The sequence below is a fragment of the Mangrovivirga halotolerans genome, from assembly GCF_026241165.1.
GTDB classification, from domain to species: Bacteria; Bacteroidota; Bacteroidia; order Cytophagales; family Cyclobacteriaceae; genus Mangrovivirga; species Mangrovivirga halotolerans.
Window position 1 is genome coordinate 208,243 of sequence record NZ_JAPFQN010000010.1, and the last position, 23,507, is coordinate 231,749.

23 protein-coding genes are annotated in these 23,507 nt (G+C 34.2%); 1 reads left to right on the top strand and 22 read right to left on the bottom strand.

The genetic code is table 11. The features are described from left to right. Positions 1–106: 106 nt before the first annotated feature. The 5 genes from OO013_RS17155 to OO013_RS17175 all read right to left on the bottom strand — a co-directional run bounded on the left by OO013_RS17155 (position 107) and on the right by OO013_RS17175 (position 3,623). The gene (locus OO013_RS17155) at positions 107–565 is read right to left on the bottom strand and encodes a DoxX family protein (RefSeq protein WP_266058211.1); all 459 of its coding nucleotides are present in this window, start codon (positions 563–565) and stop codon (positions 107–109) included. 64 nt (positions 566–629) lie between these two features. After that, positions 630–1,196 (bottom strand): Crp/Fnr family transcriptional regulator, encoded by a 567-nt coding sequence (locus tag OO013_RS17160; protein ID WP_266058212.1) that lies wholly within the window; start codon positions 1,194–1,196, stop codon positions 630–632. Between the two features lie 190 nt (positions 1,197–1,386). Beyond that, on the bottom strand, positions 1,387–2,289 hold the full coding sequence (locus tag OO013_RS17165) for a sterol desaturase family protein (protein WP_266058213.1): 903 nt from the start codon (positions 2,287–2,289) through the stop codon (positions 1,387–1,389). A 46-nt stretch (positions 2,290–2,335) separates the two neighbouring features. Next, positions 2,336–2,917: a sigma factor-like helix-turn-helix DNA-binding protein gene (locus OO013_RS17170; RefSeq protein WP_266058214.1), complete on the bottom strand. Its 582-nt coding sequence runs from the start codon at positions 2,915–2,917 to the stop codon at positions 2,336–2,338. Between the two features lie 97 nt (positions 2,918–3,014). Further along, positions 3,015–3,623, bottom strand: coding sequence for a DUF998 domain-containing protein (locus OO013_RS17175; protein ID WP_266058215.1), 609 nt, complete (start codon positions 3,621–3,623; stop codon positions 3,015–3,017). Positions 3,624–3,934: 311 nt separating this feature from the next. Here OO013_RS17175 and OO013_RS17180 point away from each other — a divergent pair, with 311 nt between their 5' ends. Further along, positions 3,935–6,193 (top strand): DUF748 domain-containing protein, encoded by a 2,259-nt coding sequence (locus OO013_RS17180; RefSeq protein WP_266058216.1) that lies wholly within the window; start codon positions 3,935–3,937, stop codon positions 6,191–6,193. A gap of 11 nt (positions 6,194–6,204) precedes the next feature. Here OO013_RS17180 and OO013_RS17185 read toward each other — a convergent pair whose 3' ends face one another. The 17 genes from OO013_RS17185 to OO013_RS17265 form a co-directional block, all read right to left on the bottom strand. Next, on the bottom strand, positions 6,205–6,933 hold the full coding sequence (locus tag OO013_RS17185) for a hypothetical protein (RefSeq protein ID WP_266058217.1): 729 nt from the start codon (positions 6,931–6,933) through the stop codon (positions 6,205–6,207). Positions 6,934–7,006: 73 nt separating this feature from the next. Beyond that, the gene (locus OO013_RS17190) at positions 7,007–7,663 is read right to left on the bottom strand and encodes a hypothetical protein (RefSeq protein ID WP_266058218.1); all 657 of its coding nucleotides are present in this window, start codon (positions 7,661–7,663) and stop codon (positions 7,007–7,009) included. 133 nt (positions 7,664–7,796) lie between these two features. After that, positions 7,797–8,264, bottom strand: a complete 468-nt coding sequence (locus OO013_RS17195) for a GNAT family N-acetyltransferase (protein WP_266058219.1) — start codon at positions 8,262–8,264, stop codon at positions 7,797–7,799. Between the two features lie 521 nt (positions 8,265–8,785). Next, positions 8,786–11,968 (bottom strand): S8 family serine peptidase, encoded by a 3,183-nt coding sequence (locus OO013_RS17200; protein ID WP_266058220.1) that lies wholly within the window; start codon positions 11,966–11,968, stop codon positions 8,786–8,788. 1,261 nt (positions 11,969–13,229) lie between these two features. Next, complete coding sequence (locus OO013_RS17205) at positions 13,230–13,634, bottom strand: hypothetical protein (protein ID WP_266058221.1); 405 nt, start codon at positions 13,632–13,634, stop codon at positions 13,230–13,232. 94 nt (positions 13,635–13,728) lie between these two features. Further along, positions 13,729–14,013, bottom strand: coding sequence for an addiction module antidote protein (locus tag OO013_RS17210; protein ID WP_137091705.1), 285 nt, complete (start codon positions 14,011–14,013; stop codon positions 13,729–13,731). Continuing rightward, positions 14,014–14,319, bottom strand: a complete 306-nt coding sequence (locus OO013_RS17215) for a type II toxin-antitoxin system RelE/ParE family toxin (protein WP_266058223.1) — start codon at positions 14,317–14,319, stop codon at positions 14,014–14,016. 419 nt (positions 14,320–14,738) lie between these two features. Further along, the gene (locus OO013_RS17220) at positions 14,739–15,608 is read right to left on the bottom strand and encodes a hypothetical protein (RefSeq protein WP_266058224.1); all 870 of its coding nucleotides are present in this window, start codon (positions 15,606–15,608) and stop codon (positions 14,739–14,741) included. Continuing rightward, positions 15,605–16,324, bottom strand: coding sequence for a hypothetical protein (locus OO013_RS17225; RefSeq protein ID WP_266058225.1), 720 nt, complete (start codon positions 16,322–16,324; stop codon positions 15,605–15,607). The genes OO013_RS17220 and OO013_RS17225 overlap by 4 nt, the downstream gene beginning before the upstream one ends. An 807-nt stretch (positions 16,325–17,131) precedes the next feature. Beyond that, entirely contained in the window at positions 17,132–17,797 is a 666-nt protein-coding gene (locus OO013_RS17230) for a helix-turn-helix domain-containing protein (RefSeq protein WP_266058226.1), read from the bottom strand. A 212-nt stretch (positions 17,798–18,009) separates the two neighbouring features. Beyond that, positions 18,010–18,546 (bottom strand): hypothetical protein, encoded by a 537-nt coding sequence (locus OO013_RS17235; RefSeq protein WP_266058227.1) that lies wholly within the window; start codon positions 18,544–18,546, stop codon positions 18,010–18,012. A gap of 224 nt (positions 18,547–18,770) precedes the next feature. Further along, positions 18,771–19,361, bottom strand: a complete 591-nt coding sequence (locus OO013_RS17240; RefSeq protein WP_266058228.1) for a hypothetical protein — start codon at positions 19,359–19,361, stop codon at positions 18,771–18,773. 186 nt (positions 19,362–19,547) lie between these two features. Further along, positions 19,548–20,687: a serine hydrolase domain-containing protein gene (locus OO013_RS17245; RefSeq protein WP_266058229.1), complete on the bottom strand. Its 1,140-nt coding sequence runs from the start codon at positions 20,685–20,687 to the stop codon at positions 19,548–19,550. A gap of 72 nt (positions 20,688–20,759) precedes the next feature. Then, on the bottom strand, positions 20,760–21,209 hold the full coding sequence (locus tag OO013_RS17250) for a hypothetical protein (protein WP_266058230.1): 450 nt from the start codon (positions 21,207–21,209) through the stop codon (positions 20,760–20,762). 67 nt (positions 21,210–21,276) lie between these two features. Beyond that, on the bottom strand, positions 21,277–22,269 hold the full coding sequence (locus tag OO013_RS17255; protein WP_266058231.1) for an alpha/beta fold hydrolase: 993 nt from the start codon (positions 22,267–22,269) through the stop codon (positions 21,277–21,279). Then, on the bottom strand, positions 22,199–22,795 hold the full coding sequence (locus OO013_RS17260) for a WG repeat-containing protein (protein ID WP_266058232.1): 597 nt from the start codon (positions 22,793–22,795) through the stop codon (positions 22,199–22,201). The genes OO013_RS17255 and OO013_RS17260 overlap by 71 nt, the downstream gene beginning before the upstream one ends. Positions 22,796–22,901: 106 nt before the next feature. Beyond that, positions 22,902–23,405 (bottom strand): hypothetical protein, encoded by a 504-nt coding sequence (locus tag OO013_RS17265; protein WP_266058233.1) that lies wholly within the window; start codon positions 23,403–23,405, stop codon positions 22,902–22,904. Positions 23,406–23,507: the final 102 nt, after the last annotated feature.

Sequence of the window (23,507 nt, forward strand, 5' to 3'; positions counted from 1 at the left end):
ATTTGTTTTTAATCTATGGAAATGGCGTTAAGAATGAATGCTGATATGATAGTTTCTGCCTGATCCCTATCTAAAAATAATAATTTTCGATCCAAAGTCAAACTATTCACAAAGAGTTTTTTACAGTGCTTAAATAGGTCCAGAGTATGAAAAACATTTGTAGGGGAATTCTAAACCAAAGGTATGATAATCCTTTGCCATCAAGCGTAGCTGTTTGGAAATTCACATTATTCATTGAAGCATAGATATTAGCCGGTAAAACCAATAAAAGGAAAATTATAAATGCCCATCCTGATATTTCTTTAAACCCGGGTATTAGAAATCCAAGTGCAAGCAGTATTTCGATTATACCTGTCAGGATAACTACGCTTTTTTTAAAAGGAATGAATGAAGGGATCATCATAGACATTCCTTTTGTAAAAGCAAAATGCCCGATTGCAGTGAAAATAAGCATTAGAGCCATTGCGATCCGCGCAGAAAGTATGAAGTTAAATTCTTTTGTTATTACTTTAATGACAAATAGGGATATCGTAAAGCTGGATAATAAGACAATTAATGGTTTCATTTTCTACCTTTTTTATTGAAAGGTAAAGTTCAATAATCACTGAAGTCAAATCAATGAACCCAGGTTAAGTAATTCGTTTTCTTATTCTACTTAATGCCTGAGGTGTAACCCCAATGTACGAAGCAATATATTTTAATGGAATTTGGCTTATCAAATTTGGCCTTTCAGAGAATAAATCCAGATATCGCTCTTCTGCGGTTTTATTTAAAAAAGATAGCTCTCTTTTAGATTTTATTAAAAACATATTTTCAGCCATTCTCCTTCCAATAATATTCCCGCTATTTGTATTTAGATAGACTTCCTGAAGGTCTTCATTAGAAATTCTAAATAAGTTCGTTTCAGTTAATGTTTCTATTTGGTAGTCTGAAGGAGATTGCGTTATAAATGAATCATAAGCGGTGGCAAATTCATTTTCGAATATAAAACCGAAAGTAAGATCGTATTCATCTTTTGGAATGTAAAGCCGGACTATTCCTTTTAATATAAAATAAAGGTAATTTTCAACATCTCCTGCTTTTAATAATGGAGTGTGTTTTTTTACTTTTACTTGTTCCAGTTTAGAGGCAAAAAAATCAAAATCAGAGTCACTTATCGGTGTGATGTTAGTAATGAATTTTCTGATTTGCTCCATAATAATCTGGTTGATGTTTTCTGTTTATCGCATTCATGACGGTTTGATTGCCTGTAAAGTGCACGAAACTAATAGATCTGGTTATTATATCAAATTTTTGAGATATACTTCTCTTTGAAGCCGGGGTTTTAAAGCGACGACTACTAAGATCAGTATTAATGAAGATATTTTTCCCGCTTTTTAATTCTCTTTATTCTTTTTTCGATAAGCAACAATTTTTTGGAGTGTAAAACGGAAATATCTGTTGAGTTAAAAATGATCTATGAGGCGGATAATTATAGGTTGCTTTTGATACACCAACTTTTTTAACAACATGCTTTTTGATATAAAAGGTGCCAAAAATCAGATCCCATAAAGGTAATATATTACCAAAGTTTTGTGCTTCATCTAAATTCTTACTGTGGTGAAATTGATGAACTTTTGGAGTGACAATTATATAATCCAACACACCGGTTTTAACATCAATATTAGCATGAGATAAATAAGCAATAACTACATGGGTGACACCTACAGCAAAAATAATTTCTTCATTAAAACCGAGAAACATAAGAATGCCATATTTTAAAAAAGTATTGGTAACCATATTCATTGGATGCATCCAGTTGGTCTTAAACCAGTTCAATGACACTGGCAGATGATGAATGGAATGTACTTTCCACAGAAATAAGCTGAAGAACGAATTTTCATTTCCTACATGACTAAGCCTGTGGTAAAGATAGGGGAGAAGCTCTCCAATAATATTTGCAATTATAAAAGAGAATATGAACGGAATTTTAGTCCATAAATCAGTAGTAGGATGTACCTGTTGAATTAAAAGGATGAACCACAATGAGGCTGTTTTTCCCAATGAATCAAATAGAGTAACCGACAAAAGATATTTGATTTCTGTAAGGATGTCCTGTCTTTGAGTTTTCCATTCCTTTTTTAATGGAATAATATGCTCAAGAAATAATAGATAACCTGAAGCAAATAAGAACATACCCAGGGCAGCATATTCATAATTGTAGTTTAAGTGAATTGTGAAATATGCAGTAAAAAAGGTGGACAGTAATAAAAACGGAACAGATAGGTACTTTAATGATGTTTTTAACATAATCGTTTTTCCTTATAGTCGGAAAAACAGGGTGAAAAGACGCAAATTATATGGATAAATTTAATCTTTCTATTTCATTAAGTAGATCCCGGGGTAAATCACATCCTTTTTTCAGATCAAAACCGGTAATACTACCATCTTGTCTATAGGTGATATCAATACAGGTTTCTATTCGCTCCTTTAGCAGAATTCTAGCTCTTTGTATCCGGCTTTTCGCTGCAGTTAAACTTAAGTTCATTTTAGCAGCTATTTCTTTATGTGGAACTTTCTCAATGTCCGCCATATAGAGTGGATTCCCATATTTTTCAGGAAGATAATTTTTGATCACGAATCCTGATAAATCACAATAGCATGTAGAGGAATTATTATTGTCAATAATTTCAGGTATTTCGTGATAGGAGAAGGCCTGGTTTTTTGATGTTTTGCGGTAATGATCGGCTATTGTGTTTCGAGCTACCTGAAATAACCAGGACTCGGGATTTTTTATTATTCTGCTTTCCAGGGCTCTATTAAATTTAATTGCAATCTCCTGAAGAATATCCTCTGCAATTTCATTTGTATCAACCTGATCTTTTATAAAATTAAAAAGGTAGTCACTCTGATTATTCCAAATAGTATTGAATTTCATCTTCGCTAATTTCTGATGGAAATTATTTCAATTTTAAATTAAAAATGGTGAAAAATGCTTAATTAATTTATAATATATTTAGTTAGTCCTTATTCTGCTAAACTGCGAAATCAGTGTTATTTATTAATTGGTAGGATACAACAATTGGCCATGCCACAAGTAACGTACAGATCAGTCTTTCATAAGCGCCATCAAAATTATCCGGTATTAAAGGTAATAAAGGGGCAAAAATCAACCATAGACCTGCGATCCACCATGAAAACTTTTTAAGGAACGGTTTCAAGTATTTCAGGTCAAAACTACTCAGGACAGTTAAAAATAGAAATAATCCAGCCAATGTAAATACTAACTTGCGATGGATAGCATGACCAGTATGACCGGGTCTTCCGGCATATTGGTTGTGTTCAGCTATTAATACAACTGTAGCACTCATTAAGATTAAGATAATCATGCTGATTATCCATTTAGTACCTTTCCTTTTCCATAAAAGTAAGCCTGCAGCAAGAGCAAAATACCCTAATGCAAGTAAATCTAATCCGATGTCTTGTATCCAGCCATATTTGCCTATTGCCAGCATACTTATAGTATCACTGATCGGGTCGTGCTTTTCATGTAAAATTATCCCGACAACATCAGCAGCTATGACCGCTATGCAACCACTAATTCCAATTATACCGCAAGTTTTAATTATCGTTCGTTTTTCCAATTAAATTTAATTTTAAGTCACAAGGCAATAACCAGAAGGTAATCAATTTCTATTGTTAATAAGTCTGATAATTGATAAATCTAATGGGTTCTTTCAGAATCTGTTTAGTAAAATTTAGGGTTAGTTGTTACTTACAACCGCCAAGCATTTGCATTGTAAATATTGTTTGGAATTCTTAACTTAATTAATGTGAGCTATTGACTAATGTGAATTTTTGATTCAGAAACTTAAAACATTAGCATTATCTATCGGTTTTAGTCTTCATAGCTTATCAATTTAATTTTATTGTATAAATGTAGCCTTGTCTTGCTATGATCAAAAGAATAATGCTTTACTCCCTGGCAGTAACTTTATCGGTTATTCTGCTAGTTTTAATTTTGTTTCCTTTTGTTGTTCCGGGTATTGTAGAAAAAAACAGTAAGGAATGGATAGGTAGAAAAATAACCCTGGACAAAATGCGGGTGAATTATTTCACCGGGACCGTTAGGCTCTATGATTTTGATTTATATGAAAAGGATGATTCAACTGTTTTTGTAGGGTTTGATACACTAATTGTTAATACGGAGCCTTATCGGTTATTCAGCAATACTTTTGTTGTTGAGCAGTTTTACCTGCAGGGTTTATTTGTTGATGTTATTATGTATGACTCAGCATTTAATTTTGACGATTTAATGGAATTGGGAAATGATACAACTGCAGTGGTAGAGGAGGAGTCAACGGATGAAGATCCTATGAAATTTGAGCTTTCGGACATGGAGCTGAAAGATGCGATGTTTATTATTCAGGATGCAGAAATACAAGATAGTATAGAAATAAAAAATTTTGATTTTTTTCTTCCGCATTTGGTATGGAATCAAGAAGAAGAAGACAGTAAAGCGGATATACGTTTTGATTTTAAGAATGAAGGTTATTTTGAATCCATCGTAGATTTTAATTCCGGGAGTGGAAATTTTAAGATAGATTTTATTTTGGGTAATTATGATATTTCAGGTTACCAGGAATTTGCTGCAAAATATGTAGAAATCGGGAAATTTAAAGGTATAGTGGATCTTCAGATGGTACTGGAGGGAAATATTGATCTACCCCTTCAAACTTCCGTAACAAGTAAATTTACGCTGAGTGACCTGGCTCTGTATGATGATAAAGATAATGTTATGTTGGGCACAGATCGTTTTCTTATCGATGTTAAAGAAGCGAGTCTTTATGAAAAAAGGATAATAATTGATTCAATTTATTTTTTACAGCCTTCACTGTATTTCGAGGCCTATGATTCCACAAGCAATATTGCTCAATTTATGAACCGTGTTATGCCACCTGAAGAACAGGATTCGGTACAACAAAATGAAGAGGAACTAATTGCTGAAAATGTTTCTAAGGAAGAAGAAATGAAAGAAGACTCTATTTCAAATAATTCTACTCAACAATTCTATATCAGTATCAATACATTTTTACTGGAGAAAGGAAAAATTGATGTGGTTGACCGCACCCATGAAAATACTTTTGAATATGACATATCTGATATTCAGGTACAAGCTGATTCGCTGAGTAATAATGATCCTACTCTTGATGTGGACTTGAGGATGGATCTTAGTGATCGGGGAAAGATGGTTAGTGATATACTGGTCGACCTGGCTAATCCCGGAGAGATGAGTCTGGATTTTACGATATCAAGTTTGATGCTGGAAGATTTTGATGTGTTTAGCAGGGAAGCCACAGGGTATCCACTGTTGTATGGTGATATGTATATGAAATCTGAAACAGTTGTTCGGAATGACTCAATAAAAAGTCAGAACGAAATAGTAATTCACAACATAAAATTCGGTCATCGACAGCAAATGATTGGTCCGCCTGTAAAATTTGCTATGTTTCTTTTAAAAGATAAGGACAAGGTGGTCAATATCGAAATGCCTATTGAAGGACCGGTAGGAGAGTCTGCAACAGAGATAGGTGATATGATATGGGATACCTTTAGTGGGTTATTGGTAAAAGTTGCTTCCACACCATTTAAATTTATTGGCTCAGTATTGAATGTATTTGATACAGATATTAAGCGGATCAAATACGACTATATGGATACCACTCTTACTGATCATAAACAAAGACAATTAAATAATATATTAAAGCTGGAGGATCATGAGGAGGAATTAAAGATCGACTTGGTATATTATAAAGATTCAATTCTTGAACGTCAGGAAATTGCTAAATATATAGTTGCGGAACAAATGGGTATTAAGGAAAAGAAGAATCATGAAAAATATGAAAAGAGGTTAAAAAACCGCGTCAATAAGCAATTAAAAACCGATACCCTTACGCTAGAAGCAGCTTGTCTTCGTTTGGCAGACCGTGGTAGGGTAGATGCTGTTTCGGCGATGCTGGATAGCGCACGTTTCCAGAGTTTACGAAAGTATTTATTAAGTCAGCGCGATACCACAGATATTAAATTATATATGTCGAAATCCTCTGCCCCGAATAACGAAGATAATAACCCTAGATTTGAAGTGAAATTGGGTATGAAGGATGATTTTATAGAAGAAAAATACATAAATAAAGGTAAGGATTATAATAAATAGTTAAGCCTTAATTATTCATTTTGAGCTAAATGCCATTCGACCAAATTGGTCAGGTCTTTAAAATAATTTTTATCAATAAAACTTAGCTTTTTAGGATGCCCTAGGGAATAAACTCTGCCTTTTGCTTCGCTTAAACTACTTATATAATTATCAAGCAATTGTTTTGCTTCTTTATCACCATTGATTGCACATACAGAAAGATTAATTGCATGTTCCCAAAAATACAGCCTGGATTCAGGATCAATTTTAACCTTTTCTAAATCTTTTAAAAATCTCGTTTTTAAATTATGAATTGTTTTTTCGTCTAAATTTTTATCTATTTCCATGGGATCCCATCTAACCAGGGTTCCATTCTTTTGAATTTCATGATGGTCAAAAGCTCTTGGAAAAAATTCTCTTCCTGCAGGATTATCAATTTTAAGTTGTGGGATTTGTAGAATTTTTCTGATAACAGCGTTTTCGTTCTTAATATAAATTTCTGTTTTATAGAAGGATGAATGAAAGGGGAATTTTTTATTGTTAACAACATCCAGCAAGACTCCTTCTGTAGATGAATAATAGTAGATCCCATTTCTACTATAGCTGTCATTGTCTTTAAAACATAATTTAAATTGATCATTTCTATTCGCTGAATAATCTATCATATCCAATTTAACTGGCATGTCTTTAGGACAATCGCAATCCTGGGCGAAAATTGAAAGAGTAATAATTTGTAATAGAATAAATATAAAAAACCTCATCGTTGTTTTATTCAAAAAGTCTACGTAAAAATGATTGTTCATTATTCCCGGATACACCGTGAAGTTCAGATAATTACAGTTCGTTTTTTTTCGGTTTCAAAAAGGTTCCATCATTCCATATAAGCTCAATCCTCCATGTAAGGCTATATTTTTCATATTCTGCAGGCAGACCTAATTCATTGTATTGAGATTCAACAATTAAATTTTTACCCTTTTGAGGTAAAATGAAATCCAAATCATAACTATAAAATGATTGAATTATATCTTCAACATTGATTCCATCACTGATCATTTTATCGATATCAATAAAATCACGTATTGTAATGGTAGGTAAAACGTTGAATAATTTTTGACGAATCAGGCTCTTTTTATTGCGAATAAAAAATTCAAGACGTACATCACAAACAGGGCCGCAGCTTTGAGAATAATTAGCAACGAGCTGTCCTCCGTTTGATAAATTCCAATAAACTACTGAACTAAACCCTTCATAGCTGCCTCCATATGATAAATATCCATTTTTTGGTTGATAATCATAAAGGTATATATTTCGATCTCCAACTTCTTTATCCGCAACTTCCTTACCGGTTAAAAAATTGCTTATCATCATTTCTTTATCTTCCCTGGGTATCCCATCATAATTTGATAATTGCAGATATATATCCTTTAATTTTTGAGCTGGAGAATAATTATAACTGATTATGACAAAAAAAATAAATAATAATTTCTTCATAGTTGATTTCAAGTGATTTATAGCGATCAGCTAAGCTCCGAAGGCTTAACCTTTCAAATTTCTTTAAAAATAACTTCTTCCGTATACCTTTGCAAACAGCTCACTAGCCGAATGAACTTAGTGGTTGTTAGCCTTATTTGTTAGTAGGATTAAATTTTTTCCTTTCTAACTTCATTGGAGTAATATTTTCAGAAAAGAAATGTGTTGTTTTCCCACAAATCGTCCCACCAAACTTCTCAATAAGAGCAATTGTTGCCTCTCTGGCCTCAATAGTTACATATTCTATGTCAAGTTCAAACGTTTCAATCAGGGATACCATTGCCAATTTTCTTCCAAGACCCCTTCCTCTAATTTTAGGATGTATGGAAAACCTACCCCAATGCCAGTTGTCCTTTTCCAACCAGGTAGCAGCCACTCCAAGAATTTCCTGGTTAAGTCCGATAATTCCCCACCAGTAAATTTTGTTCGAATTAATAGGGATCATTTCGACCGGAATATTTTGTTCAACATTAAAAATGGATGACAGGAATGTGTGGATTTTTTTTTGATGAATTGGTGATAGCCTTGCTAACTTTAGATCATTTAGTCCTGAGGTTAACATATAAATAATGGATAAACTTGGGTCATTAAGCCTAACGAAGTAATATAATGCACTCAGTTGCCCTTATACTACCCGTTTACATAGTTGGTTATTCCGTTTAAAATGGAAATTATTAGTTTCCGATCAATAAACAAAGTATTTGTTCTGATTATCTATTAGTAATCGTTTATAAACGGTAGGCTATGGATACCTTTTATTATCTGTTTGCAGCCGTTTAATAACAATAACCTTTTGCTTTTATGAGGAGCCATTAAGTCATGTCAACTTCTTTTCTTTGTTTATATACGTTGGTTAAGCTTTGCCTTTTTGAAGTGTTCCTTAAATCATTATTACTGTTGGTATACAATCTCTTCTTTTGATTAAAAGCCTGAAGTTATGCGATCACTAAATTCCAGCCAGTAGTGGTGTCAGGTTTTTTAAATCTTATAAGCAAAAAGTCAAGTGAAACCAGGTTCACTTGACTTTTTATATTCAAAGAGATTACTCAATCGGAATCAATTTAATTCCAATAATTAGATTTCTTATTCTTTAATAATTTTATTAGAGACAGTTGACTTCCCATCGGTAGTTTTGATGATATACATGCCATCTGGTAAACTACTGATAGAAATTGTTTTTTGCGTTTTATTTATTTTGCCTCTGATCATTTCTTTTCCTGTGACATCAATAATGACAAAACTGGCTTCCGTAGCTCCAGTTAATTTAACATTAATTGAAGAAACCGCCGGGTTAGGGAATGTAACAACATTGAAATCTTCTAACTGAGAATTTGTTTTCAGGTTTTCTGAGAATAAACGAAAGTCTGAACTACTATTTATACAGAAGTTTTCTGTTGCCACAGAAGCAAATTCTCCACCAGTAGCGATAGTGCCACTGGCACTAGAAAGTGTATAAGAGCCATTCCCATATGCGCAGCAAATACCATCTCCATAAGAATCATTGATAGTAAATGTGTAACATCCTTCTGTTAAGTTAAATGTTTCGGTATAAGTCTGGTTATTGGAATAGCCATTACCAGAAGCAAGTGTGCTTCCTGCTTCATTGGTCAATGTCCAGGAAGTTTCTGAACCATAATCATCGGTAACAAGGGTGAGCGTAACCAGGGAGTTTCCTCCGTCAGAACCGGAACTAACAGATATGTTATCTATTGCAATATCAGAAGACCAACTAGAACCGGTAGTTCCAACAAACCTGAATTGTACTGTGTTGCCAACATAGCCGGATAAATCAATTGAAGCAGTTCTCCATGCATTACCTTGAGATCCTGAAATTGACCAGGTATTAGACCAGGAGCTACCGTTATCGGTGCTTGCCTGTAATTCTAAAGACCCCATTGATGTACCGTTCATATGATAGTCGAATGTAAAGATTGCTGAAGATTCACTTGACAAGTCAAAACAAGGAGAGTTAAAGAAACTAACCTTATTTGGGTAGTTAGGATTCGAGGCTTCCACATACATATAAAATGATCCATCGGAACCGCTAGAGGGACCTGTCCCACTGGAAGGTGTCCCATTGGCGTCTCTTGTCCAGTTTAAATCATCTCCAGACCCTTGAGACCATGCGCCTATTCCACTTTCAAAACTCTCAAAGTAAGGATAAGATGCGATCTCTCCGGTACAACCAACACCTGGCTGATCAGGCGTAATGACAGAAATCTCTGAAGAATAAGCTGAAGAACCACCTGAGCAGTTAGATCTCACTCTTACTGCATATGTAGTGTTTGCTGATAAACCTGTAAGATTCACAGAAGTGGTGTTAGAATTGTCTACAACTATTGATCCATTCAATTCAACATCATATGAATCCGCACCAGTAACAGCATTCCAGGAAACCGTAAAACTATTATACGTTACATCGGAAGAAGCAACTCCTGTCGGTACATCACATGCTGGTCCTCCAGCACCAATAGTGAAATTTTTACTTTCAGTAGAAGCGAACTCCCCTCCGGAAATTAAAGTATTGTTGCCATCGGTAATAGCATAGGAACCATTGCCATAAGAACAACAGATACCATCACCATAGGAGTCATTGATGGTGAATGTATATTCCCCATCGGCTAAGCAGAATGTTTCTGTATACGTTTGATTGTTGCCATAACCACTACCGGAACCGATTGTAGCACCTGATGCGTCAGTTAATGTCCACGAAGTTTCTGAACCGTAATCGTCAGTTGTTAATACGAGTGTTACCTCTGTGTCCTCACAAGTTGGTGGGTCAACTGTACCACCAAGTGCAGCATAAGCATCCAACATGCCCGAACCTAACCGGCCATCATATGAGCTTGAATTCGCATTATAAAGCAGGTCAAAGTTCGCAGTGTTTTCTAAGATGCTTCTAAGCTCACTAGCAGTTAAAGGGTTGCCTTCTCTCCATGCTTTGGATGCCACCAATGCTGCCACTCCGGAAACATGTGGGCAGGCCATGGAAGTTCCTGATATCGTATTATAACTACCTTGTGAAACGGGATAAGTGCTCAAAATACTTGAACCCGGAGCAGAAATATCAACCCAGGAACCATAATTTGAGAAACTCGATTTAGTTCCACTGTAAGTAGTAGAGGCTACCGCCATAACCGGAGCATATCTCCCTGGATAAGATCCGGAAGTTTGGCTATTGCTATTACCAGCGGCAAAAACTACTAAACCACCATTTAACGGTTGTCCTGGACCACCCGCATTAGCAATGAAATAGTCAATCGCATTTTCCAGAACAGATGATTGTGATCCACCACCCCAGGAGTTTTGAGAGATAACAGCTCCATTATCTGCAGCATAAACAAAAGCTTCGTCAAAACCGCCTTGAGAATTATTTCCAAAAACAGATAAAGACATCAGCCTGACACCATCATCGCTACCAGAGCCACCAGCAACTCCAGAAACACCAATGCCATTGTTGGTTTCTGCTGAAACGGTCCCGCCTACATGTGTGCCGTGAAAATCAATCGCAATATCACCGTTGTCATTTCCGAAATTATAGCCATAATAGTCATCGACATACCCATTGTTATCATCATCAATACCATTGTTTGGTGTTTCATCGGAATTAATCCACATGTGTCCTTGTAAGTCTGGATGAGTATAGTCTACTCCCTGATCTTCAATAGCAACAACTACATCAGATGAGCCTGTTTCAATTCCCCAGGCATCCAATGCCCTGATGAGGTCATAGTGGTTAGCTTGAGTTGAGTACTGTGGATCATTTGGCGGGCCAGAAAGAGTATTTAACGACATTTCATACCGAGGCTCTGCAATAGCAATATCAGAAATACTTTTATAAGCTTCTAATACCCTGTTTAAATCAGCTGTATCATCAAATTCAAGTTCGTACCATAGATGAAGCCCCCATTTCTGGTGTCTCGCTTCATATTTTCCGGCAGGACGAAATACACGCTTCATTTTTACGGTGTTAAACTCCCTGTTTTTAGCAGTAACTTCCGGAAATTGCGTAAGGCTTACATAAGCTTTGGAATCTCTACTGATCATACCATTTTTGTTGGCATCTGTCAGTTGTTCTAGTTTTTGTTGAACATCTTTTGTGTTTTTAAACTTGATCCTGACAACTCCTTGTATAACACTTTTTCCTTTGAATTGAGTGGTTTTGGCATTGTGTTTTGGTGTTGTAGTAATTTGGTCTTGTGCGAATGAGGTGCTGGTACCAAGAATGATAGAGGCTAAAAATAGCATTCTAAAACTTGTTTCCATTGCCCTCTTGCATTGGGAAAGATAAGTCATGGATTTTTGATTTGGTTAAAGATATATATAATATCATCATTATATTTTATTAATGCAAAAATATTACATGTTAATAAGTCAACGTTGGTATAAGTACTTATTTCTGTGTGATATTGTATTAATACAAGAATAATGTATTAATTGATGTTTATAGTTTTGATTATTCTTATAATTAGTTAGTTTAATAAAAAATATATTGCTGAATAATATTATAATGAATCTTTGTTAAAGACTATTTATAATAAGTATTTAATCGTAAATCTTTTAAATATTACATTAGGTTTGGTTTTAGTAGTTATTTCAAATTTAAAATAGGTTTCTGTATCACCATACAGCTTTATACTTCAAGGGAAAATTGACTGGTTCCAATTAATATATCGTTAAAAAACAATTATAATATTCGGGTATTAATTGCAAGGTATATAAATGCTTATTTAATGTATGAGTCTAAAGTGGAGGTGATAGTTGGTATATGTTTAACAGTTAACAATTGAATGAAATGAGGTTTGTATTTTCGGTTTAATCAGGGGGTAACTTTAACCAATGATTTCCATTAGAACTAATACCCAACCGTCCAGGAACCATCTTAAATCATAACCTGGGCGATGGAGCTTAATCTGCAAATTTCACACAAGTAAATGCTAGCACGAGAGGAGTGGTGTTCAGAAAGATCCAGTGATGCTTCAGCGGTATGAAGAGTTGCTACAAAACCATAGCCGGAAACGGGCGATCCTGATAATCACCAGAAAACTAGTGTCAAGAGTATATCGAGTATTTAAGACAAAGGAGGAATATGTGATGGGAGTAGAAAAATAGGATAGGAGAAAGGAATACTTAAAAATAAATCCGGACTTATATATTGCGCTCGAACTCCTAATACTAATTGTGGCGTCTGGAAACAGTGACCACCTCTTCATAGCATGGGGCGGGCGCCCTTTAACAAACTAATCGAAAACTGTGACGTCCGGAAACCGGTGATCACCAATGGAAGCATGGTTTTGTTTTTATAATTCTTAAGATCTCAAATGCTTAGATAGCCCTCAAGGCTATACGTAGCGGACCTATCAATCCGCCTGGGATTGCTATGCCCGGCCTTGACCGCTATCACTCATTTGAAAAAGAGAAAGAAGGATAAAAACAAAAAGAAAAGGTGATGATTATCAGTGATTTATATTTAATTTAAAGGGAAGGGATTATTCATGGAACATACTGTTGTATGCTGGCTTATTGTTTATTCTGTATGATTTTTAACTAGTTTTCTTAATCTTAATTCAATTATTAACTGAAATAAAAGAAGTATAAAAGAGAATATGAAAAAATAGTTTTCATATTCTCTTTTATATCCTGCATTTATATGAAAAACATCCAATAATGAACTTAGTCCATTTTCATTAATTGCATGAACACCATCCGGTCTAATAAGAGAAAATATCAAGAGGTTGAATGTTGATATAAATATTGCAATTTTATATTTCTCAATTTTTTTAAGTTTTAAACCATTGCTTACATGCATAATAAGAACAGGAACAATAATTATACTCATAGCAATCAATCCAAGGCCAAAATTTAATGGAAGGATTACAATTGAAATTAAAAATGTCAACCAATAAATAATATTGATACTTTTGAAACTCATTGTTTGTTTATTTGCATACAACGTCTGCACTATAGCGCGTTTTTATGTCCCTCGTGGCGTAAAAATGCGGTTATAGTGAGTGTTGTGAAGTGTATTAATTTGTTGAAATATTCAATTTTAGATTACTTCCAATAGCTCTTATTACCTTCAAAATAGTATCAAATTGAGGTTTTGAATTTTCTGATAGAGCTTTATACAGACTAGGTCTACTCAATCCAGTTTGTTCTGCGATTTTTGACATCCCAATTGCTTTTGCGATGTGACCCAAAGCAACAACAATATCTCTTGAATCCCCCTCTTCTAAAACCGTATTTAAATACTCCTGAATCATCTCGTCATCTTCAAGATAATTAGCAATTTCGAATCTTGTAGTTTTCATTTAAATCTTGTTTTTATACTGCTCCCAAAGTTCTTTTGCTTTTTTAATGTCTTTACTTTGGGTTGATTTATCTCCTCCAATTAATAGCAATACAAGTGTATCTCCATGTTCTTTAAAATATACCCGATACCCTTTCGCATAATGTATCCGTAATTCGGAAAGACCTTCGCCAATTGGTTGGCAATCGCCATAATTACCTTGGTCCTCTATTCTCTGTAGACAGAGCAAAATTTTAGCTTTTGCTTTTCTGTCTTTTAACTTTCGAAACCACTTTTCAAATTCAGTGGTTTGTTCAATTATATACATACGTAAATGTATTCACTTGGATACAATAAAACAAGATTTTTAATTTGGAATAGTAATTTTATGCTTCACAACGAATGGCTAAGCGCCACTTTGTGACTCTTATTCCATATATAGTTATCGTTGTTTCTCTTGTTAATAAATCCTTTTTCCTGGCCAAAATAGCCGTTTTCTCTTCAAACTCAAACTTTATTACTATTAAATACCCGTTAATAAACGTTTGTAACCGACTGTAATCGGGAATTTTTTATATCCGTTTGTAACCGTTGACTAATGGATACTTTAAAGGTTGATTGTGATTGGTAGTTGTAATTATTGTTATATAAAATGTAAGAACCCGCTAAGGTACAACGGTGTCTTTAAGATAATTTAATAAAGATTTCTTAATCATTACGGATGGTAGTTGAAGCATCTGTCACCGATTATCCTGATTCACCTTTAGGAGCAATTTCATAATTAAACCTCAGGACATTCAGACCCCATAAACTGAGAGTCTGTTCTGCAAAAATCTTATTCTTTCGGGAAAATACGGTGAGTTCATCATGAAACGAACTTATATATTGTGCCCAGAAGTTTTTCTTTGAATCGTTGAGTAAAAAATAGAATCCAGGGTCACCAAAATTCTTCCCTGCAGATTTCAGCTGAAGTTCTCCCTTAGGACCTACATGGGGAGACATGATTACCGTAGCATTACCTTTTGGTAAAGGAAATATGGCCTTAACACAAGCTTTTCCGGAGGGTAGAATACAGGTAGTGTAAACGCCTGAGTAAAGAACCTGACCGGAAGATTTGAAGGTGCGGTACCAGAATGTATATACAATATCTCCTGTATGCGGATTTGATAGGGTTATGATTTCACTATTTATTTGTTCAGATGCTCCTACATTGCCAGTGGGAATGTTTAATTGATTAATTCTATTGCTGAATAATATATTTACGAGACTTCCGAAAATCTTAAATGCCGGGTTCCATTTAACTGAAAAATTCAGGTGGTAATTTCCTGTATTTTGATAAAAGTCAATGACTTTTGCAGAAAGCTTTTTAAGGTCTTTTTCAGATAAGTTAAGCTTTTCGATAGAAGGAATGAGTCCCTGAGAAGTTGTGTTTCTCTGTATTGTTAATCCTCCATCTTCCGCTAGTTGATTAATGAAATCTTCGCCGGTTGAGTCTGTTTTACCAAATGGCCCTATCAGCCATGTAAAAGACTCGGGTTTTATTTTTCTACCCCATACTATCGCCCATTGTTGGGTAAACCAATCTTGAAATTTTTGAAACGGATCAGCGAGGCTCATTTATTTTGTGATCGGTTAATGTTGGGGATTATTTCAGAACGACCATTCCACTGCCCATATTCAGCAATGGGCTTAAATCGAAGTGTTGTGAATTGAAAATGAAAATCTTTTCTTTCTCTTTCTTTCATTGCATCTGCATGACGTTTGGGACGCGGGACATTACTATGCCCCTGAACCATATTGATCATTTCTTTTTGTTTTTTCCATACTGAAAAAGTGGAGACTGTACGGGGTAGCCTGATCGATGCCAGAGCCAGGCTAATACCCGGATGGTCCCTGACTAACTTTTCCACAGGTCTTCCCCAGTTAATAAACCTGGGTACCTCTGGCAGCTTCATACGGGCAAGTGTCACAGCTACTACCGGTGACTCCGGGTCATCTGATTCAATACTTTCATCAGGTATTTTAAAGCCATTGATTTTACCCCATTGCCGGAGATAAATTAAGCGGGTGTGCCATCCTTTTGCTAAGGTTTTACCAAAATCATTCTGTTCTAAAAAATCATTTAATGCTGATTCATTTTCCCATTGAGCAAACACTGCCACTTGTCGAATCAACATCCTTGATGGAGAGAATATTTTAGAACCCAATGTCATGGCAGTCATGCATTCAATATGAATTAAACCTGGTGTCTTTTTGGGATCAGGAGGGAAGAGGTATGCTTTAAGAGCAGACAGGTAATTTGTTTTTACCAGATGGTAGGAAAATATGCTCATATTAAGCTTTTAATGATTAGCAATGGTTTATAACCGGCCAAGTTAACTAAAAATGTTTTTTAATATAAGTAATGAAATAATTGATTGAATTGAGTCAGTTATCCATTTTAAAGGTTGAAGAGAGAATTACATTAATTGTCTGGAGGTATTTTTACATTTGGTTATAAAAGCTATTTATCCACCGAAATCTCTGTCTGCTTAAAAAACGTATAGCTGATACCTCAAGATAGTAGCCGCGATTGAAAAACAAAACTGTGGTAAATAAGTGTTGTTATATAATGCATGAACCTAAGTCTAATGGAGTATCCGATATATAATAAAACCAATTCTCAACCGGTTTTTCACCATATTCTTTTCTCTCATTCCATTTTCTTTAAGCTGTTTTTCTGTTATTATAATATCCTCAGGAACGTATATTAGATGGTCATATGCTATTAAATATACCTGACAATTCAACCTATTCGAAGTTGACCATAAGTTAGTATACCGTAGTTATTTATTAATTTTCGCAAATGTCTAAAATAGTGAATTGGATCGTTTACAATTTCCAGTAAACTTTTACTTTCCAATGACTTGTATTGATTTTCCTTTGAGTCACTACAGGAGATCAAAATAAGCCCGATAATCAGAATAAGAATATGATTTTTCATTATGCATGTAGTCGATAACAAGGCTCTTACTAAATGGACAAAGCATGACAAATAAAGTACGGACCAGAAGGTCCGCCTTATAGTAACAAAAAGGATTGACATGTCTTTCCGATAGTAGCCCGTCATTGCATTTAGTTGATGTTGTAACCAGTTCTTTTTAGAAAGAGAATGACCGTTCTTGTTTTTTAATCTTTCGATCAATTATTATTCCTATTGCAATCAATAGTAGAGCAGCTGATAACATTCCAATTTTAGTGATTACATCTAAATTGTTCTGAAAGGCAATTCCAATGGCAAAGGCAATTCCAAAACTTGCTGTCCGAGTTGTGTAATAGTTTTTGGGTACAAAGCCTAATTTATTTTTTAAATATTTTTTGAACTTGGCTAGTTTTTGATTATAAATTTCCTTACTAAAGGAGGGTATTTTTTCAAGTTCTAAGTATTGAATGTAAGTTTCTATTCTTTCTAATTGCTCAGAAGTTATCTCTTTCTCTTTTAGCCTTTGCAATAATTCTATGAATTTTTCGAAAGTTTTAATTTCCGATTTTTCATGAGCCTTAGAAAGCTGTTTTTTGAGAAAAACTAGTGTAGCATCTAAATCATTTGTTTCATTTGCAAGATTTGAATCAATCAATTCATTTAACTTAACTCCTAATGCATTTGCTATCCTTTTAATTGTCTCTCCTGTTGGTTTGGATTCGTTGTTTTCAATTCGCTGAATTGTTCTTAAGCTAACTTGAGATTCATCAGCCAAATATTCTTGGCTCATTCCTCTTTTTACTCTTAAGTCCTTCAGTTTTTTTGCTAAATCTTGTGTTTCCATTTTGTTAATAATTAATTGTTTCAGCAAATGTATATTGGATTATCATAGATTAGTTGCGTCAAGTTGACGTCATCTTTATGACAATTGATTACGTCAAGGCTATTTGTCTGTCAAAACATATGGCTGCTTAAAAAACGCATAGCTGATTCTCAAAGATAATCGCCCCAATTGAAAAACAAAACTGTGGGCCATAGCCGTTGTTACTTGTAGTTTTAATGATTGATCATTAATTCAAAATTTGATTTACACCAGTTCATTATGTTTCCGAATTCATCAAATTCTATATGATAAATAATTGTTTTATATTTACTATGTCTTTCATAGATGTTGACATAAACTCTGCTGAAATTTTTATATTTTATGTGTGGAGCACTGATAAATAGTTTAGGATAACTTCCTCTTCCGGACTTTTTAATCTTAAAGGTCTGTTTATCTAGATTAGATAAGTCAAGTTTAAACCGATTTGATTTATAATTCAATTGGCTATCTCTATAATCTTTTAATGGGTGAAACCTATCCTTTTTATTATTATCAGAATTAGATAAACAATCACCTATGCTAAAGTGAATGTTACTTGACTGGAATTCATGAAAATACTTGTAAACCTTTATTCGCTTTTTAGTCTGAAATGACTTTATAATTTTAGTTCTGTAAAAGTCAAATGCTAATTGTTCATAAAAGATTGAATCAGATTGTGCAAATCCAATCATATTTATTGTAATAAATACTATAGCAAGTAGTTTTTTCAAATTACTGGTGAAGGTTTGAATATGCGAGGTGAGGGATTTCAAAATTCCAGCCTATCAAATCGCTATACAATTCAATAATAATTATTAGTTTCAAATTTATTGCATCACTCCGCATTACGTATATTTTTGTTAGTGTTTATTTTATATATTTCATCTACAGCTTTTTAAGCTAAAATTTTCAATATAAAATAGATACGTGATGTAAACTGATTTATAAAGATTTATTAAGGTTTTGAATATTCGATTAATTCCTCCAAATACAGAAAATCATCTTGCTTTTGAGTAAGCTTAATGAAGTTTTTAACTGTGGGAGCATACAGCCAAACCTCTTCCGAGGCTGCTTCATATCCTCTTGAATTTGTAATTCTACCTTTATATTGAATTGTGTAAGCCATAAAAGTTCCTGCTTCAACCGTCTCTTCTTTAAAAGATAAAACCTCAACGTCTTGACTTGTTTTTCCAGTTGTACCATCTTGACTTGTCCAACCTTGTTCATATTTCCACTTTTTACCTACTTCAAGAGGCCAGTCATACTTAGGCGTTTCACTTTTATCTGGCTTCACCATATCTGCTACAGCAATCGTATCATGTCCGATTGTTATACTTAATTCTCCATTAACATTTATTATTTCTCTTGTATCATTTCCTTCTGAGCGTATTTCTCCTTCCGTCGTTACTCCTTTAAACTTCCAAACCCATTTTTCGCCAACTTTATAATCAGTTAAAGTTGGTTGTTGGGTGACACCAGATTTTGTTGGGCCGTTACAAGCACTGAGCATTACTAAGGTAAAAAATATTACAATTTGACTTTTCATGTAAAAGTATATTTTGAATGTGCTTACTTCTCTTTAATGCCTTTTTTCAGCTTGTTCAGGCTATTTTTTTAAAATAAATGCTAACGCTAGGACTTTGAGTAGTTGCGTGGGTTAAACCTAAACTTCGCAAGTACATTCCAAGTTGGCAATTCCTGCGGAATGTCAAAAGATGGTGAGAACAAGAAATTACTTATAGCCATTGTTTGCAGTTGTTTTTAAATAATTATCGGTTAATTTATAGGTTTCATCAAGTAAGTTTGGTTCAGTTCTGAATAGACTATTAGAATTCATAAAAATGGCAATTGTTAGTGGTCGATTGAACTCATAAATAACAAACGAATGCCCTCCGAAAATTTCTCCTCCATGTACGGCCATTGTCTCATTTATTTCCCAACCCATTCCATAATAAGAACCAGATTTTTTCATTATATAGAAATCTCGTGCTGCAAGCCCATTTACTTTAACTACAGGTTGAAACAGAAGTGAATCAATTTCTGTTGTTAGTATTCTGTGTTCACGTAATGTGCTGGAATATTTCATGAAATCATTTAAGTTGGTATAAAGACCGCCATCTCCAACGACTGCATCAAGAAAATGACCTTCTACATTTTGCCAAACTCCTAAACTGTCCTTTTCATAACGATATGCCCTTTCTGGAATTAAGGTAGTTGTTGATAAATTATAGAATAGACTGGTCTCCATACCTGCTTTCTCGAGTACATTTTGATTTATATATTCTGAAAACTCTTGACCACTGATTTTTTCTACTAAGGAGGCAAGAAGAATATATGCTGCATTATTATATTCAAATTTTTCTCCTGGAAAGAATTCTTTACGGTCATGAATTCTGTACCAATCAATAATATCGTCATTGGTTACCGGCCTATTGAGTGTCCACTTATTCCAATATTCGGCAGCTGCATCAACTATTCCTGATGTATGCGTAAGCATTTGTTTAATAGTGACACCTTCCAGACTTTTAAAGGGATAGAAATTGTAAATGCTGTCATTAAGGTTAAGGTCACCCTTTTCAATAAGAGATAATATGGCTAGAGCAGTAAATTGTTTGCTTACCGAACCAATTCTGAAATTAGTTGATGTCGTGATTGGCTCTTTTGTGGTTAAATCCCTTAACCCATAGCCTTTAGAAAATAATATTGAATCATCGAGACTTATTAATACCCCAGCTCCAGGACCATTGTCGTTTATTGCAGAATTAAACAAAGAGTCTATTTGCTTCTGGAAATCAGATAAGCGCATAGTTTCCTTTTCTTCAGTTTTACATGAAAAGAACAATAAAAGAATTATTAAAGTCAGTACTCTCATTTTAAATAACGGTCTAATATTAGCGTTGTGCCAGATTATAAGCAAAACACTTTTAGTTTGTCGATATATATGCTAATGGTCAATTCGTTTAATTTTATCATTTTCGCCTGTATTGCGGTTATACAATGTTGTAAGGCGTTTTCCCTTTGTCACGATTAATAATATTGTTATCAATGTTGGTCCGACAAACATCAACCATTCATCAGGATCTTCAATCATTAATATCCATTTCCAGGCTTTTAATCCACCTTCAAAAGAATTAAATAATATAAACCCAACTATTCCGAGCAATAGAAATATAAAGTTTATTGATTCCGCTTTTAATTCTTTATTTTGTTTGAGATTCATTAGTAGTCCAACATATCCAAGTATTCCAAATATCAATGAAATCAATATTAACGTGTCGTTAAAATCAAAACTTGAAAGAATATTAAATGCTCCATAGATACTCACAAACAGAAAAAAGGTCATTGGCAACAAAGCCAATAAAGTCAAAGCAATATTTATCCTTTCTTTTTTCAATTTTAATTGCAATTTAAGTGTTCTGTCAAATGCCTTACATTCTGGCTAAACTGGGTTTCAATGCAGTTTAGGTTGTGTTGTGTTCTTTTATTGTTGTTTCAATAAAGTCAATACTTGGTTTGAAACATTCTATTCCATGTCCCACTTGTTCGAATATTTTTACCTCTTTTAGTTTTTTGCCTAAATGCTTTTTTGCATTACTAATAGACTTTTCATGAGGGAGTAAAATGTCCTTATCACCAACTAGCAGATAAGTATCAACAGATACTTCATTAAGCTGATTACTCATATAGTATGGTTTCTCAGTATTGTCTTTGTATTTTGAAATTGCAAGTAATTGGTATTCAATCAAAAGCTCTTCAGATTCTTTAGATAATGTATGATTCGGCTTATTAAAGACAACACCATCTAAAAATTTCTGAATATTTCTTCTAGAGGTTTTGACCAGCGGAAGTAGGTTGTAATACATATTCTTAAATCCGAAGGAAACCATTCTAAAACACCCAGGATTAAGTAAAAAAGCACTTTTTATCTTGTGAGGAATAACTAATGAAAGTTTCATACAAACAAGTCCACCAAATGATGCTCCTGCAATATATGCCGATTCAATATTGAGTTTTTCAAAAACTTCAGCACCCCATTTTCCATAATCTAAATTCTTAATGCTTGGAGAATTTCCTTCACTAAGGTTAGGCTGTCCATTCGTTTCAACAAGAAATATTCGAACATTTTTGGATAGGGAATTTAATCCCTTATCTAAATCCCAGATTAATGAAGTCGTTCTGAAACCTGGGAAAACTACAAGTGTTTCAACATCTGTACGATTGGTATTAAGACCGTAAATTTGAGTTCTACCTAAACTCGTCTCAATGGTATATCTATCATACCCATAGCCATTAGTTTCTTCAAGCTTCCCAACCCAAGAATTGAAGGCTTGAATGTCTTTCGCAGCATCTTTAAAGTATGAATGATTTTTCTTCACCTTTCGTTTATTTAATTTCCTTTCCATTTTTGTCAATATAAAACCATTCGTCAGATTCAATTCTAGTATGGTCATCATATTTGTCTCTAATTTCTCTTGCGTCAAAAGTTACTTTGGCTTTTCCGTCTTCGAACCACCAGGCAAAGTCATACTCACATGGAATAGAGATTTGACCGTATTTGTCAGCAAATCCCATTTTCCCATTTCTTTTTGCTCGAACTAGTCCTTCGTGAAAATAGTCAGGGCCGTTGTCGAAAGACACAATGTCGTAAAGCGTATTTTGATTTCTGTCAATCGCAATCCACCTTCCGTATGAGCTGTCCTTTGGAAATTCGATCACATTCGCAAAATGGGTCAAAGTATCTGTGCCTAAATACGCATACTTACCAAATGGAATAATGGTATCTCCTTTTATATTTAAGTAAGCTACTCGAGAGCCATATTGAAGATACTCTTCGTTCGTAACTGCTATCAAAGGATCTTTTGTTTTTGTGTCTAATTGAATCTTGTCAAAATAAGTGTAGTTTGTCCCTTCTTTTTTGGATTTCTGTCCGCAAGAGAAAATACTTATAATGCTAAGGGATAAGATGATTAATTGATTCATTTTCATTTTTTTCAAATGCACCATAACGGCCGGGCTAGCAGCTGTAGTTTTGGTTTGTACGTTGGCCTAAGCGACTATTGCTGCTAGCCATTGTTTGCGCTAGTTTTTAATTAGTTATTGTTAACATTATTCCATTTATTGATAAACCGACAAAAAGAGAAATCAAGTTAATTTTTATTTGAAGTTGTTGAGTCATTTCGGAGGAAAAAATTCTAACTGTCAATGGGATATTAATTAGAATTGCTACTAATACTGCCCAATTTACAATTCCTAAATGAAAATTCTCATGTCGATCGATTGGTGTTAGGTAATGAAGTAAACTATAAGCTATAACAAAATAGACAAATGTTAAAGAGAGTTGAAATCCCAATCTTTTTCTAAGTATAAAACCTGTCAACGAAATTATTATGAGAATAGGTTCAATGAACAGCCAATAGTTGTTAAAATATTGTAAAAACCTCATCCGGTTAAGTTCTCCAACGCCGTGAAGCATTTTCAGCATTCCTATTTGTTCAGAAAGAATGACGTAAAATTTGATTACAAGCATTATACCGGCTGCACTAAATATTATCCAACCAATACGGTGTTTAATGGTATTGCCGTTTTCCATTTACTTTTTGTGAATCATGTTTCTTTATCGTACCCTTATGGAAGGAAACGTTAAGGCTAAGCATCATCCCCCATCCCTTGGGGTGGGGGATGATGCTTAGGC